The following is a 13,615-nucleotide window of genomic DNA, read 5'->3' as shown; positions in this document are numbered from 1 at the left end:
GAAGCAATTGAGAAGCCGGCTCTTGCGTAATTTTACCACCAACCCCATATCTAACATCCAGCGATTGCCTCTTGAGGGATCTGCTGTTCTGTCGCTTTGCTAAAGGACGAAGACATGTCAAAATTGAGTCTTGGAACCCATCCATTCCTATTGGGGTTCGACCAGCTTGAACGCTTGGTTGAGCGTACCGCCAAAACTGGTAATGAGGGCTATCCACCCTACAATATCGAACAAACTTCAGAAAACTCTTATCGCATTACCCTGGCCGTTGCGGGCTTTGCCGAAGGGGACCTCGCGATCACCGTGGAGAACCGGCAGTTGGTGATCCTGGGCCGGCAAGGTGAGGATAGTGGCCAGCGGGTTTATTTGCACCGCGGTATCGCGGCGCGACAGTTTCAGCGAACGTTTGTTTTGGCGGATGGCGTCGATGTGGGGGCGGCGATTATGGAGCATGGGCTGTTGCATATCGATCTAAAGCGCGCTCTACCTGAGACTGTGATTCAGAAGATTGAAATCAAGAAAGGACAATGAGATGAAAGATCAATTTGGCGTCTTAGAAGATCGCATTGTTTATCTTAAACCGGTTGATAAAGCGGATCTTCCAGAGGAAATTTTTGAAGAAACTGGGGATATTGAGCGGCTCTGGTCGGTGCATAACTCCGAAGGTGAGCAATTGGCATTGGTTGGCGACTTGGCTCAAGCCTATGACATGGCCCGTGAGTTTCGTTATTCCCCAATGACTTTACATTAGGCTCGCAAGGCATTGTTATAAAATTTTTTAAATTCTAGTATAAAAAATTTTGGGCGCAGCGATCGCATTGCGATTTTGAGCAGTGCCGCGCCCAACTGTCTATGCTTAGGGCCTGCCTTACGCGCCGATGAGGCCGATGCTCTCTAGTTTGAGTAAAACCTGATGGGCGCAATTGTCGACTTCTACATTCTCAGTTTCAATCCGCAATTCTGGTGCGCTGGGCACATCATAGGGATCTGAAATGCCTGTGAACTCCTTGATTTTTCCGGCACGGGCCAATTTATAAAGGCCTTTGCGGTCGCGCCGTTCGCATTCTTCGATGGAGGTGGCGACATGCACCTCAACAAAGGCTCCAAAGGCTTCTACGTCTTCGCGCACGGCTTGCCGGGTGGTGGCATAGGGGGCGATGGGCGCGCAGATAGCGATGCCGCCATTTTTGGTGATTTCTGAGGCCACATAGCCGATTCGGCGAATGTTCAAGTCGCGGTGCTCTCTGGAAAATCCAAGTTCTGACGATAGGTTCTTGCGCACCACATCCCCATCAAGCAAAGTGACTGGCCGCCCGCCAATCTCTATGAGCTTTACCATCAAAGCATTTGCAATCGTTGATTTTCCGGATCCAGAAAATCCTGTGAAAAACACGGTGAATCCCTGTTGCGCCCGCGGCGGTTGTGATTTGCGCAATTCGGCAACCACCTGCGGAAAGCTGAACCATTCGGGAATGTCCAAACCTTCTGAGAGGCGGCGGCGCAGCTCAGTGCCGGAAATATTGAGCACGGTGCACCCGTCTTCAACCTCATCGGCAGGCTCATATTGGGCGCGTTCTTGCACATAGACCATATGTTTGAAATCTACCATCTCCAGCCCAATTTCTGCCTCGTGTTTGCGAAACAGATCTTGCGCCTCATAGGGGCCGTAGAAATTTTCTCCCGCCGAGTTTTTCCCGGGTCCTGCATGGTCGCGGCCGACAATGAAATGAGTGCAACCATGGTTGGCGCGAATGAGCCCGTGCCACACCGCCTCGCGCGGTCCGCCCATACGCATCGCCAGGTTGAGCAAGGACATCGCCGTGGTTGTGGATGGGTATTGATCAAGCACCGCCTCATAGCAGCGTACGCGGGTGAAGTGATCGATGTCGCCGGGTTTGGTCATGCCCACCACCGGGTGAATGAGCAAATTTGCCTGGGCCTCCTTAGCGGCGCGGAAGGTCAATTCTTGATGGGCGCGATGCAGCGGGTTTCGGGTTTGAAAAGCCACCACGCGGCGCCAGCCCATTTTGCGAAAATAGACCCGCAGTTCGTTGGGCGTGTCGCGCCGGCCGCGAAAGTCGTAATGGACCGGCTGTTGAATTCCCGTCACCGGCCCACCGAGATAGACCTCCCTTGCGGTATTGTGAAGATATTTCACGGCAGGATGGGCCATATCGTCGGCGCCAAAAACCTGTTCGGCTTCGCGGGCTTTGTCAGGGGTCCAGCTGTCTGTGACGGTCATGGTCGCAAGAATGACGCCCTCGGGATCACGCAAAGCGATATCTTGGCCCAGCTCGACGGTGTTTGCAAATTCAGCACCCACATCCAAAGTGATCGGCATGGGCCAAAGCGCCCCATCACTCAAACGCATGTGCGCAACCACGCTGTCATAATCTGCGCGACCCAAAAATCCCTTCAAAGGATTGAACCCGCCGTTCATCAACAATTCCAAATCGCAGACCTGCCGCGGCGTAAGATCCCAAGAGGCGAGCTCTGCTGCTTCGAGCTTCATTTTCTGTGCGCTGTCATAGCCGATGTATAATTCGGGGATCGGTGTTAAATTATTTTGCATAATATGTATCTCGATAAGGTCGCTTGGCGCAGAAGACTCGCCAATTGTCGGTGACAAAATCACTTGCGGAAGTGATAGGTGTAGTGCTGGCGACTTGGATCGCCGGCCCCAGTTTAATGAGATAGTAATATATTTAATGGCGCGTTGGCTAGCAGGTTAAAGGAATATGTATCAGGCTAAAGTAATATGTATTTAATAAATCGGTTCATGCTTTTAAATTTAATTCATTAATAGGGCAACGAATTAGTCTCGCATAAATTGCAAGGCGCTTTATTATGAACAGGCAACCGCTGAGGTGATTTTTAGTTTTGATCCGCGCGCGCCGCCCAAAACCAAAGCGTTAGTCCTGACCGGCTAAAAACCGTTCGGCTTCGAGCGCTGCCATACAGCCCATTCCTGCGCTGGTGACGGCTTGGCGGTATTTGTGATCGGTCAGATCGCCCGCGGCAAAGACACCAGCGATTGACGTTGCAGTGCTGTCGGGTTGGGTCACGACATACCCGCCCATATGGGTCTCCAACACGTCTTTGACCAGTTCATTGGCCGGCGCATGGCCGATGGCGACAAAGACACCTTTGCAGGGCACGTCAGTGATTTCGCCAGTTTTCGTGTGTTTGACTTTCACACCTTCGACACCCAGAGGCATATCTGTGCCATAGACTTCATCAATCTCATGGAACCATAGAGGCATGATTTTTTCATTTTTCATGAGGCGGTCGATCAAGATTTTCTCGGCGCGCAGCTCATCTCGTCTGTGAATCAATGTGACTTTTGAGGCGAAGTTGGTCAAAAATAATGCCTCCTCCACTGCGGTATTGCCGCCGCCAACCACAACTATCTCTTGCCCGCGATAGAAAAACCCGTCGCATGTGGCACAGGCGGAGACGCCAAAGCCTTTGAATTTTTCTTCACTGTCTATACCAAGCCATTTTGCCCGCGCGCCGGTTGCCAGAATGACAGCATCACAGTTGTAAAGCGTGCCGCTGTCACTCTGAGCTTTGAAGGGGCGTTCCGAGACGTCCAGATTGGTGATGATATCGCCGATGATTTCCGTGCCCATGGCCTTGGCGTGGTCTTGCATACGGATCATCAAGTCGGGGCCCTGCACTTCGCTGTCCCCGGGCCAGTTCTCCACTTCGGTGGTTGTGGTCAGTTGCCCGCCGGGCTCGATGCCCTGAACCAATATCGGATTGAGCATGGCTCTGCTGGCATAAACCCCAGCCGTATAGCCGGCAGGACCGGAGCCGATGATCAAGACTTTCGTGTGGCGTGTATTGGACATGGGATTTCCTACAGGTGAGTGTTACTGCTGCATATACACAGGCCAGCCGCCGGGCAAAAGCCCAAACCGGGACCTTTGCGACTACAGGTCGCTATACGAATTATTATTGCGCAGTGTTGAAATATTATTGCGCTGGGCGCGCCATTTGGGTATGATTTCCGAACACTGCGAAAGGGTACCCGTTTATGCACCGTCTGGATGACATTGATCGTTTGATTTTGGCAGAGTTACAAGCCGATGGGCGGATGACAAATGTTGAGCTGGCCAAAAGGGTCGGAATTTCCGCGCCTCCCTGCCTGCGCCGCGTGCGCACTTTGGAGGAAACCGGCTATATCGGCGGCTATCATGCGGATATTGACGCGCGGAAATTGGGCTTTGAGGTTCAGGTCTTCGCTATGGTCGGGCTGCAAAGCCAAGCGGAGGCGGATCTATCCGCCTTTGAGATGCGCTGCCTAAGCTGGCCGCTTGTGCGTGAGTGCCATATGCTCAACGGCGAGGTGGATTTCATCTTGAAATGCGTCGCGCCAGATCTGTCGACATTCCAGTCATTTTTGACCGAAGAGCTGACCTCAGCGGAGAATGTCGCCTCCGTTAAAACATCGCTCGTCATCCGCGGTGCAAAAGATCAACCTGGCGTGCCCTTCGAGGTGCTCGAAGCGCGCTTGTCAAAACAACCTTAAGAACAGCACCCCACCTCCAAAGCAAAACCAACCGGTCGCCGTGTGTGGCAGGGCGGGCGCGGAGCGAAGCTTTGTGGCACCGCTGATGAATTTATACAACGCGGGACAAAGCGCCAATGCGCTTCGGCTGCACCAAAGTCCAGATTGAGGATGCCCGCAAAAATGGGTTCGTCGATGTCGTTTTTCCATTAAAAGACCTTTGCATAACCTAACCGCCAAGCCAAAACACTTTGCCCGTTGGCAACACCGGGCTGGGCCTGACAGCCCCCTCCGGCCGGCGCATTCACCATCTCAATATACTGGTATATATGGTAATTTTTCAAATTTTACAGTGATTTCACCGCCGGGGCATATGCTCTTGGACGTTACAGGCAAATACAAGAGATCAGCCGGCCATAGTCGGGCTGGTGCTCGTGCACCGAGCGGCGATAAGAATAAAACTGATCCGGCGCGCTGTAGGTGCAATGGCCCGTCCATGCCGCTTCTTTAATTCCGGCTGCGCGCAGCTGGTCCAAACTGTAGCTGGGCAGATCAAACTGATACCGATCGCCCTTGCCCTGAGCGAAAAAGCGCAGGGCGTCAGGGGCGTCGTGGCAGATATCGTCAAGAAATTCCGGCCCAACCTCATAGGCCTTTTGACTGATGCAGGGTCCGATGACCGCGCAAATCTCTTGTCGCTGGGCGCCCAGGGTCTCCATAGCCGCGAGGGTATTTTGCAAAATCCCCAATTTGGCGCCCCGATAGCCCGCATGGGCGGCGCCAATGACGCCGGCTTTCGCGTCATGAAACAACACAGGCTGGCAATCGGCCGTGAGAACCCCAAAGATCACGCCCGCAGTCGCTGTCACCATGGCATCGGCTTTGGGCGCAGCGGTGAGCGGAGCTGTTAGGATCTGCACCTGCGCTGAATGGGTTTGATGCACCGATTGCAAGTGATCGGCTGGCCGTCCAAAAAAATCCGCAACTGCTGCGCGATTGCTCTGGACCGCGTCAGGCCTGTCACCCGAGCCTTTGCCGCAATTCAACCCATGATAAATACCCGTTGAGCTGCCGCCCATCCGGGTGAAAAACCCGTGTGACACCTCCGACAGAAGGTCAGATGTGAGGGGGGTGAGCGTCATGGTTCAAGCCCCGGCGGTACAGCCGCGCCCTTTGCCACAAGGCCCATGACCTTGAATAGCCCGCCCATCTCGTCAGGATGGGTGAGGCGGCGATGCGCGGCAATGTGGGAGTCTAGCGCCGCTCCGCTTAGGGATTTGGCCAGGGTTTGCGCGCGCTGGGTCAGTCCCAATCGCTCCAAAAATACCCCCTGCGTGGTCAAACGGGTCGGGCGCAGTCCTGCGGCCTTGGCCGCGTTATACAGGGCCTCAAAGTCCAGATGGGCTGTGAGATCCGCTGTCCCGGGCGCGGCCAGGGGATTGGCGTGTTGGTGATGGCTGACGGCCTGCACTGTATCACCTTGAGAGCGCCAATCGCCATAGTCAATGATCAGCGCCGCACCGCTGTGATCGGCGATACGCTGTGACACCTCGGCCACGATGGGCGGGAGCGCGGGGCAATATTCAACGATCATGCCGGGTTCGGTATCCTCAAGCCGATGGTCGAGAAAATGATAGGGTTGGGGCGCGGCCTTGCCGAAGTACAGGCCATTGGCGTCGCATCCCACCAATATCTCTTCCCAGCCAGCCGAGTGGCGGCGAAATTGCCGGATGGGCAGGGCGTCAAAAAACTCATTGGCAATTAGAAAGAGGGGCGCTTGTGGCAGTCCGCTTGCCTCGGCGTGATGGATTACACCGGGCAGCGCATCGGATTGAAGCCGGCGCAATCTCGGCGAGGCTTCGATCATATGGATTGGTAAGCTGTCAAAGCCCGGTACAGCCGGCGCAATGCGGCGCAGGTCTTGCATCAATGTGCCACGTCCGGGCCCCAACTCCACCACAATAGCATCCCTGGGTGCGCCCTGCGCTTGCCATGTGGCACCAAGACAGAGGCCAATCATTTCCCCGAACATTTGGCTTATTTCGGGGGCGGTGATGAAATCGCCGCTGCGGCCGAAGGCCTCTTGCTGCGTGTAATAGCCGTGCTTGGGATGGAGCAAGCACTCCCCCATATAATCGGCAAGGGTCAATGGGCCGTGCTGCCCAATGCGTTGGCGCAATGTCTCGGCCAAGGCGTTCATGGCCGGGCGCGTGCCTTTTGGATCAACCATAGCCCAGCCAGAAGCATCGGCAGGGTTAGAATTTGTCCCATGGTCAGACCGGTCGGACCCAGCTGCAAGGCGTAGCCAATCGGGTTGTCCAAGGTTTGAAACTGCGCATCTGGCTGGCGCACCCATTCGACCATGAACCGCGTAAGACCATATCCGATCAAAAAGATCCCGGTCAACAGACCGCTGCGGCGCAATGCCCCTGTGCGAAACAGAAGATATAGCAAAAGCGCGCCCAGGATAAGCCCTTCACCCAAGGCCTCATAGAGCTGCGAGGGGTGGCGCGCGCAAAGGCCGGCGGCCGCCTGAACACATGTTTGAGCGTCCTCGCCCGGAAATATCACCCCCCAAGGCAGGGTGGTCTCTCTGCCCCAGAGCTCGGCATTGATGAAATTGGCCAGCCGACCAAAGAGGAGGCCCGCCGGCGCAGAGGCCGCCATCACATCCGAGGCTTTTAGCAGTGCGATCTTGTGCTTGCGGCAAAACAGCAAGCCGGCCGCGACAACGCCCAGAAAACCGCCATGAAAAGACATGCCCCCGTCAAAAATTCGGAGGGCTGCAGCGGGGTTGGCGAGGTAATAGCTGGGGTTGTAGAACAGCACATAGCCCAATCGCCCGCCGATGATGATGCCAAAGATTAACCAAGTGATGAGATCATCCAGGTTTGCTTCGCTGAAAGCAGGCCGATCTTGCGGCCAGAGCGCAGGCCGGCGCAGGGCACGGCGCATGATCCAAGAGGCAAGCAAAATACCAGCTATATAGGCCAGAGCATACCAGCGCAGGGCGAGTTCAAACCCACCCAAGCTAAAATCCATGCCAGCCAGTGAAAACTGCCAGAGCGGTATGTCCACCGAAAAGAGGGTGGGCGAGACATCTGGAAAGGGAATCGAAGCGATCATGACCCTTCATTCCCAGAGCGGCGCTGTAAGTCAACCTTGAGTTCCGCGATATTAGCCCCCATATAAGACCGAAGCGAGTTATCGCCGCCAAGGAGACAGATGATGCAAAGCAAGAATAAGTTCATGGATGATATGAGCCAAATCATGACCAATGCGATGGGTGTCGCGCAAGGCGCCAAGGACGAGGCCGAGAATGCCATGAAAAGCTTCATGGACCGCTGGCTGGCGGATCGCAATTTTGTCACCCGCGAAGAGTTCGATGCGGTGCGGGCCATGGCGCAAAAGGCGCGGGCGCAAAATGAAGACTTGAGCGCGCGGCTTGAGGCGCTAGAAGCGGCCGCTGCGAAAAAGGCTCCGAAATCCAAGGTCGGCGCCCAAGTCGTAAGCAAAGCCGCGCCACAGCCAAACACGAATCCCGTGGGCGCGTGACTGGTTCAGCTGCTAAAAGGCCGTCCCTCGGGGCGGCCTTTGTGGTTTTGCGGCTGCGGCGTGGTGATTTTGCCGTCTTGTCCACAGATAAATGACTTATCCCCAGATAAATGACTCGACAGAATCCCGGTCAAAGGACACCATAGATTGTATGGAAGTATTCGGCGGCCGCAAAATCTTGGGGAGTGTACAAGAGGTTGTGGAGCTGCCGGATCGGAGTTTTTGACCCGGAAAGGGGTTCTTCATGGCACTGTCCAATCACGCCTATGATTTTGAAGATCTGCATCCCATAGATATCGTGGAAGATATTGCCACCCATCAAGAATGGCAGTTCGACCGGATTGCGGATGATCAAATTTCAATGGAGATGGCCGGACAATGGCGCAGCTATTCCATCACTCTGGCTTGGTGTGAAGCCGATCAAACTCTACGTTTGATCTGTAGCTTCGAGATGGACCCGCCGGCCCATCGGATGCCCGCGCTCTATGAGGCGCTCAATGCGGTCAATGATATGTGCTGGGCTGGCAGTTTCACCTATTGGGGCGCGGAGCGGTTGATGGCTTATCGCTATGGGTTGATCCTTTCCAACGCCCAAATGGCGACGCCCGATCAGATTGATACAATGATTTCTGCCGCCGTCATGTCCGCTGAGCGCTATTATCCAGCCTTTCAAATGGTCACATGGGGCGAAAAAGACCTTGAGACGGCATTGAAAGTGGCCATTGCAGAGGCTCACGGCCACGCGTAGGATCTGCGGTGAAAGGCGAATACGGGTTTGGAGATGTTCTCAAATAATATTTTAAAACGTGGCTTGGTGCTGCTTGGCTGCGGAAAAATGGGGTCGGCCCTATTGAGCGGTTGGCTCGAACAGGGGATGGATCCTAAATCTGTTTGGATCTTGGATCCGAAACCCAGTGATTGGCTTTTGTCAATTGGCGTGCGGGTCAATGAAATGCTGCCCGATGACCCCGCCGCGGTTTTGGTGGCGGTCAAACCCCAGATGATGGGGGAAGCTCTGCCGCGATTGCAGCGGTTTGGTTCGGCGACAACCTTGTTTATTTCAGTGGCCGCCGGCACGCCCATTTCGGCCTTTGAGGATGTTTTGGGCAAATCCACGCCAATTGTGCGCGCCATGCCCAATACGCCGGCGGCCATTGGACAAGGAATAACAGCGCTCATCGGCAATGGGCGTGCAACGGAAAAAGACGTTGCAGAGGCGCAAAGCCTGATGGCGGCCGTGGGTCAAACGCTTGTGTTGCAAAATGAGCAACAAATGGATGCGGTGACGGGCCTGTCTGGCTCCGGCCCGGCCTATGTATTTTTAATGATCGAGGCTTTGGCTGCGGCGGGTGTAAACCAAGGGCTGCCAGAGGATATGGCGATGCAGCTTGCGCAGGCCACTGTGGCGGGGGCAGGGGCTTTGGCCGTTCACTCTGGTGAGAGCGCCGAGCAACTCCGGGTCAACGTCACCAGCCCCAATGGCACGACCCAAGCGGCGCTTGAGATCTTGATGCGCAACGAGTCAGGATTGCCGCAACTTTTGGATCAAGCCGTGGCCGCTGCCAGCCAACGATCGCAGGAGCTGTCCAATGGCTGAGATCACCTATGCGGATTTTGCCAAGCTTGATATTCGCATTGGCCATGTCACTCAAGCCGAACCCTATCCCGAGGCCCGCGTGCCAGCCATCAAGCTTTGGGTGGATTTTGGCGGCGATCTTGGGATTAAGAAATCTTCCGCGCAGTTGACCGATCATTATACGCCCGAAGCGTTGGTTGGAACCCAGGTTCTGGCCGTGGTGAACTTTCCGCCGCGCCAGATTGGTAAGCTGATGTCAGAGATTTTGGTGCTGGGTGTGCCGGATGAGGCGGGCAAAGTGGTGTTGATGCGGCCAGATCAGGATGTGCCTATTGGCGGGCGATTGTTCTAATGCGGGGGGTGTTGCGCAACAGCATCGGCGCTCCGAGTCCACATATTGGTTGAGGGGCCACCGAGATGTCTACACCGCAGGGAGATGTCACCATTCGTGCGGCCCGGCCAGAGGATGCAGCTGATATTCGGGCGATTTATGCGCCTTTCGTGCAAGAGACTTCCATTTCTTTTGAAACCGTTCCACCCAGTGTGGAGACCATGGCTGAGCGCATAGCCGGCAACCTTGCCAGCCATGGCTACTTTGTGGCGCAGTCAGATGCGGGGATTTTAGGCTTTGCCTATGCCAGCCCCTATCGTCCCCGTCCGGCCTATGACCGCACCGCAGAGGTCAGTGTTTACTTGGCGCCCGAGGGACAGGGTCGCGGCCTTGCCCAGGCGCTCTATCGGATGCTCTTTGCACATTTGGCCGCCCGCGGGTTTCATACGGCAGTGGCCATTGTCACCTTGCCAAATCCGCAGAGTGCGCAGTTGCACGAACGCTGTGGCTTTGCCCATGTGGGAAGCTTGCAGGAGGTTGGGCGCAAATTTGACCAATGGCACGGAACAGCGATTTATCAGCGTATGATTGGGCAGGCCGATCTGCACTCTGCGGTGCGGCGAGTGGAGGCCAGCGATACCGTGGCTTTGGCGCAGGTGCTTACGCTTATTCAAACCTCCTTTGCCTATATGACTGGACGCATTGATCCGCCCAGCTCAATGCATCAGCTGACCGTCAGCAAGCTGGCAGATGCGGCAAAGGACAGCTGGCTTTTGGCTCTGGGCGAGCCTGTCGCCGCTTGCCTTGTGGCCACGCCTTTGCCCCATGCGCTGTATTTGGGAAAAATTGCCATTTCGGAGGATCTGCGTGGCCGGGGCTTGTTGCGTGCGCTGCTGGCGGCGAGTGAGGCATTGGCCCGCTCCATGAGGCCTGTCCCGCCTTGAGCTGCAGGTGCGTATTGAGCTGGTGGAAAACCAAAAAATATTCGGCAAATGCGGGTTTATTGAGACCGCGCGCAATGCCCATCCGGGTTATGATCGCGTGACGGAAATCACCATGCAAAAAACCCTCTGACAGGGAAGCGATCCGGCGATCACATCCATTTGTGCATCTGTGCCAAATCAAGCTTGCCAAGTTTTGCCATCAACCGCGCGCGCAGTTTGCGCATGGCAGCCAGCCACTTTTCGGGCTCCATCGCTTTGAAGGCCATGTAATCGGCGACTTGCGGATGCGGTAGGATCAAAAAGCGTTCCTCCTCCATCGCATCTGCTATGCGCTGGGCTGCGGTCTTTGGGCTCAATACATCCGGCAATGGGGCGGCCGCGCCGGGATCATCATATCCCAGCATTGGCGTGGCGACATATTGCGGGCAAACAACTGAGACTTTGAGGCCTTCGTGCCCATGAGAAATGGCCAGGGCTTCGGCAAAACCGACGGCGGCGTGTTTGCTGGTGGAATAGGCCGCATCGCCAATTTGGTTGAGCAGCCCCGCAGCCGAGGCCATCTGCACGAGATAGCCCTGGCCACGCGCCAGCATGGCCGGCAATACGGCACGGCAGGCGTAGACATGCGCCATGACATGCACCTCCCAGGCGGCCTGCCAAATCCGATCTGGCGCTGAGGCGGCGTGACCTGGCTCGCCTGCGCTGAATCCGGCATTGGAAAAGAAAATATCCACCGGGCCAAGGGTTACTTCGACCTCTTTCAAGACGGCCTGAATGCGGCTTTCGACGGTCACATCGCAGACCATCTGCAGCGCGCCCAACTCCTGGGCCAGGTCGTTCAGCGCGGGGGCATTGAGGTCGCAGAGCGCCAAGCGCGCGCCGCGCTGGGCAAATTCACGGGCCAAAGCCGCGCCAATGCCGCCCGCGGCACCGGTGAGGATAATTATCTTGCCTTGGAATTCCAAAGGAATCTCCCTGATGTCTGGCACTGCCCGCAGCCTCGCATGGGATGCAGCTGTGCACGCACTGCCGGCGGTATGGGCATGAGCTTCTGTACGGCAAGGCTGGCGTTTTGCGCGCCAAGGGTCAATGTCAAATTGCGCGATGCACAAAGGGGGACGCATAGCCCTGTATAGATTTAAGGCGCGCTGCCGTATTATGGCTTGCGAGCCATGAGCGGAGTGGTATGTTGTATTTTGCGCAAATCGCGTTGGCTCTATCCGCCTTTGGCCGCCCGCATGGGGTCTGTGCTGCTAAGAGAAGGGACTGAAAATGCACTGGGATGAATTCTCTGACTGGGGTGCAAAAATTTCTCAATGGGCCGCAGATTACCATAAAAATCTACGCGACCGCCCGGTGCGCGCGCAAACGGCGCCGGGGGATGTGGCCGCTCTTTTAGAACACAGCGCCCCGGAGACGCCGCAGTCCATGGAAGAGATCATGGCCGATTTTGAGCGGGTGGTGATGCCAGGGATGACCCATTGGCAGCACCCAAGGTTTTTTGCCTATTTCCCAGCCAATGCCGCCCCTCCGTCTATGCTGGCGGAGATGCTGGTCTCAACCATTGCGGCGCAATGTATGCTTTGGCAGACCTCACCGGCGGCGACGGAGATGGAAACCGTGATGCTCGATTGGTTGCGCCAAGCCATTGGTCTTCCCTCAGGGTTTTCTGGTGTCATTCAAGATTCGGCCTCCTCGGCGACATTGGCGGCGGTGCTGACCATGCGCGAGCGGGCGCTGAATTGGCAAGGCAATCGCTCTGGGCTATCGGGAGCGCCGCGGCTGCGTATTTATTGTTCTGCAGAGGTTCACACATCGGTAGATCGCGCCATATGGGTGGCGGGAATTGGTCAAGACAATCTCGTGCGCATACCCATTGGCGGCATCCGCCGCGGCATGGATCCGGTCGCGCTGCGGGCAGCGATTGAGGCCGATATTGCGGCGGGACATTTGCCGGCGGGGGTGATCGCCTGCGCCGGCGGCACAGGCACCGGCGCCTGCGATGATCTTACAGCTGTGCTTGGCGTGGCCAAAGAGTTTAACCTTTACAGCCATGTGGATGCGGCTTGGGCCGGCGCGGGCATGATCTGCCCTGAATTTCGTGCGCTATGGGCCGGGATTGAGGGCGCGGACTCCCTCGTGTTCAATCCGCATAAATGGCTCGGTGCGCAGTTTGATTGCTCGGCGCATTTCCTTGCCGATCCTGCAAGCTTGGTCAAAACTCTGGCCATTCAACCAGAATATCTCAAGACCCATGGCCGTGACGGGGTGATTAATTATTCGGAGTGGTCTTTGCCCCTCGGGCGGAGGTTCCGCGCGTTAAAGCTGTGGTTTTTGCTGCGCTCCTACGGGCTTGAGGCCCTGCGCCAGAGGCTGCGCAATCATGTGGCTTGGGCTGAGGGTTTGGCTGATCAATTGTCACAGCATCCTCAATTTGAGATTGTTACGTCCCCGGTTTTATCCCTGTTCACCTTTCGATTGGCCGGCCGTGATGATGCGGCGCAAATTGCCTTTGTAAACCGGATCAATGACGATGGGCGGATTTATATTACACAAACGCAAGTGGATGGGCAGATTGCCGTACGGTTCCAGATTGGTCAATTTGATGTGACCCAGGACGACGTGCAATGTGCCTACCAGGTGCTCTGCGAGCTGGCTGCATAATTTCAGCAAAGGGCAAGAAACAGTCGCAATTG

16 protein-coding genes are annotated in these 13,615 nt (G+C 56.0%); 10 read left to right on the top strand and 6 right to left on the bottom strand.

Annotated elements, in window-relative coordinates; translation table 11 throughout:
* Positions 1-114 precede the first annotated feature (114 nt).
* Entirely contained in the window at positions 115-531 is a 417-nt protein-coding gene (locus ABLW18_RS09095) for an Hsp20 family protein (protein ID WP_347824500.1), read from the top strand.
* 1 nt (position 532) lies between these two features.
* On the top strand, positions 533-751 hold the full coding sequence (locus ABLW18_RS09090) for a DUF1150 family protein (RefSeq protein ID WP_347824499.1): 219 nt from the start codon (positions 533-535) through the stop codon (positions 749-751).
* 117 nt (positions 752-868) lie between these two features.
* Here the strand turns inward: ABLW18_RS09090 and ABLW18_RS09085 are convergent, their stop codons facing one another.
* Positions 869-2,572, bottom strand: coding sequence for a bifunctional sulfate adenylyltransferase/adenylylsulfate kinase (locus tag ABLW18_RS09085; protein WP_347824498.1), 1,704 nt, complete (start codon positions 2,570-2,572; stop codon positions 869-871).
* Positions 2,573-2,912: 340 nt separating this feature from the next.
* Positions 2,913-3,854, bottom strand: a complete 942-nt coding sequence (gene trxB / locus ABLW18_RS09080; protein ID WP_347824497.1) for a thioredoxin-disulfide reductase — start codon at positions 3,852-3,854, stop codon at positions 2,913-2,915.
* Between the two features lie 185 nt (positions 3,855-4,039).
* Here trxB and ABLW18_RS09075 point away from each other — a divergent pair, with 185 nt between their 5' ends.
* Positions 4,040-4,534: an Lrp/AsnC family transcriptional regulator gene (locus ABLW18_RS09075; protein ID WP_347824496.1), complete on the top strand. Its 495-nt coding sequence runs from the start codon at positions 4,040-4,042 to the stop codon at positions 4,532-4,534.
* Between the two features lie 365 nt (positions 4,535-4,899).
* Here ABLW18_RS09075 and pgeF read toward each other — a convergent pair whose 3' ends face one another.
* From pgeF to lgt, 3 genes are read right to left on the bottom strand one after another with little or no spacing between them, the layout of a single operon-like run.
* On the bottom strand, positions 4,900-5,655 hold the full coding sequence (pgeF, locus tag ABLW18_RS09070; RefSeq protein ID WP_347824495.1) for a peptidoglycan editing factor PgeF: 756 nt from the start codon (positions 5,653-5,655) through the stop codon (positions 4,900-4,902).
* Positions 5,652-6,743, bottom strand: coding sequence for an SAM-dependent methyltransferase (locus ABLW18_RS09065; protein ID WP_347824494.1), 1,092 nt, complete (start codon positions 6,741-6,743; stop codon positions 5,652-5,654). The genes pgeF and ABLW18_RS09065 overlap by 4 nt, the downstream gene beginning before the upstream one ends.
* Positions 6,710-7,639 (bottom strand): prolipoprotein diacylglyceryl transferase, encoded by a 930-nt coding sequence (lgt, locus tag ABLW18_RS09060; RefSeq protein WP_044050280.1) that lies wholly within the window; start codon positions 7,637-7,639, stop codon positions 6,710-6,712. Before lgt ends, ABLW18_RS09065 begins: the two co-directional genes overlap by 34 nt.
* A gap of 102 nt (positions 7,640-7,741) precedes the next feature.
* Between lgt and ABLW18_RS09055 the strand changes: the two genes are divergently transcribed.
* The 6 genes from ABLW18_RS09055 to ABLW18_RS09030 all read left to right on the top strand — a co-directional run bounded on the left by ABLW18_RS09055 (position 7,742) and on the right by ABLW18_RS09030 (position 11,049).
* Positions 7,742-8,068: an accessory factor UbiK family protein gene (locus ABLW18_RS09055; RefSeq protein WP_347824493.1), complete on the top strand. Its 327-nt coding sequence runs from the start codon at positions 7,742-7,744 to the stop codon at positions 8,066-8,068.
* 244 nt (positions 8,069-8,312) lie between these two features.
* A complete protein-coding gene (locus ABLW18_RS09050; RefSeq protein WP_044050278.1) occupies positions 8,313-8,816 on the top strand; it encodes a YbjN domain-containing protein in 504 nt (167 codons plus the stop codon).
* A 33-nt stretch (positions 8,817-8,849) separates the two neighbouring features.
* Complete coding sequence (gene proC, locus ABLW18_RS09045) at positions 8,850-9,665, top strand: pyrroline-5-carboxylate reductase (RefSeq protein WP_347824492.1); 816 nt, start codon at positions 8,850-8,852, stop codon at positions 9,663-9,665.
* Positions 9,658-9,996 carry a tRNA-binding protein gene (locus tag ABLW18_RS09040; protein ID WP_347824491.1) on the top strand — a complete coding sequence of 113 codons (339 nt, stop codon included), beginning with the start codon at positions 9,658-9,660 and terminating at the stop codon, positions 9,994-9,996. Before proC ends, ABLW18_RS09040 begins: the two co-directional genes overlap by 8 nt.
* Before the next feature lie 65 nt (positions 9,997-10,061).
* Complete coding sequence (locus ABLW18_RS09035; RefSeq protein ID WP_347824490.1) at positions 10,062-10,919, top strand: N-acetyltransferase family protein; 858 nt, start codon at positions 10,062-10,064, stop codon at positions 10,917-10,919.
* A 7-nt stretch (positions 10,920-10,926) separates the two neighbouring features.
* The gene (locus ABLW18_RS09030) at positions 10,927-11,049 is read left to right on the top strand and encodes a hypothetical protein (RefSeq protein WP_347824489.1); all 123 of its coding nucleotides are present in this window, start codon (positions 10,927-10,929) and stop codon (positions 11,047-11,049) included.
* Positions 11,050-11,068: 19 nt separating this feature from the next.
* Here the strand turns inward: ABLW18_RS09030 and ABLW18_RS09025 are convergent, their stop codons facing one another.
* Positions 11,069-11,908 carry an SDR family NAD(P)-dependent oxidoreductase gene (locus tag ABLW18_RS09025; RefSeq protein ID WP_347824488.1) on the bottom strand — a complete coding sequence of 280 codons (840 nt, stop codon included), beginning with the start codon at positions 11,906-11,908 and terminating at the stop codon, positions 11,069-11,071.
* Positions 11,909-12,191: 283 nt separating this feature from the next.
* Here ABLW18_RS09025 and ABLW18_RS09020 point away from each other — a divergent pair, with 283 nt between their 5' ends.
* Entirely contained in the window at positions 12,192-13,583 is a 1,392-nt protein-coding gene (locus ABLW18_RS09020; RefSeq protein ID WP_347824487.1) for a pyridoxal-dependent decarboxylase, read from the top strand.
* Positions 13,584-13,615 lie beyond the last annotated feature (32 nt).

Origin of the sequence: uncultured Planktomarina sp. (assembly GCA_943788425.1) — a bacterium.
In the GTDB taxonomy this organism is placed as follows: domain Bacteria; phylum Pseudomonadota; class Alphaproteobacteria; order Rhodobacterales; family Rhodobacteraceae; genus Planktomarina.
Note: the sequence above shows the minus strand (reverse complement) of the source record. Positions and strands in the feature narration are given on the sequence as shown.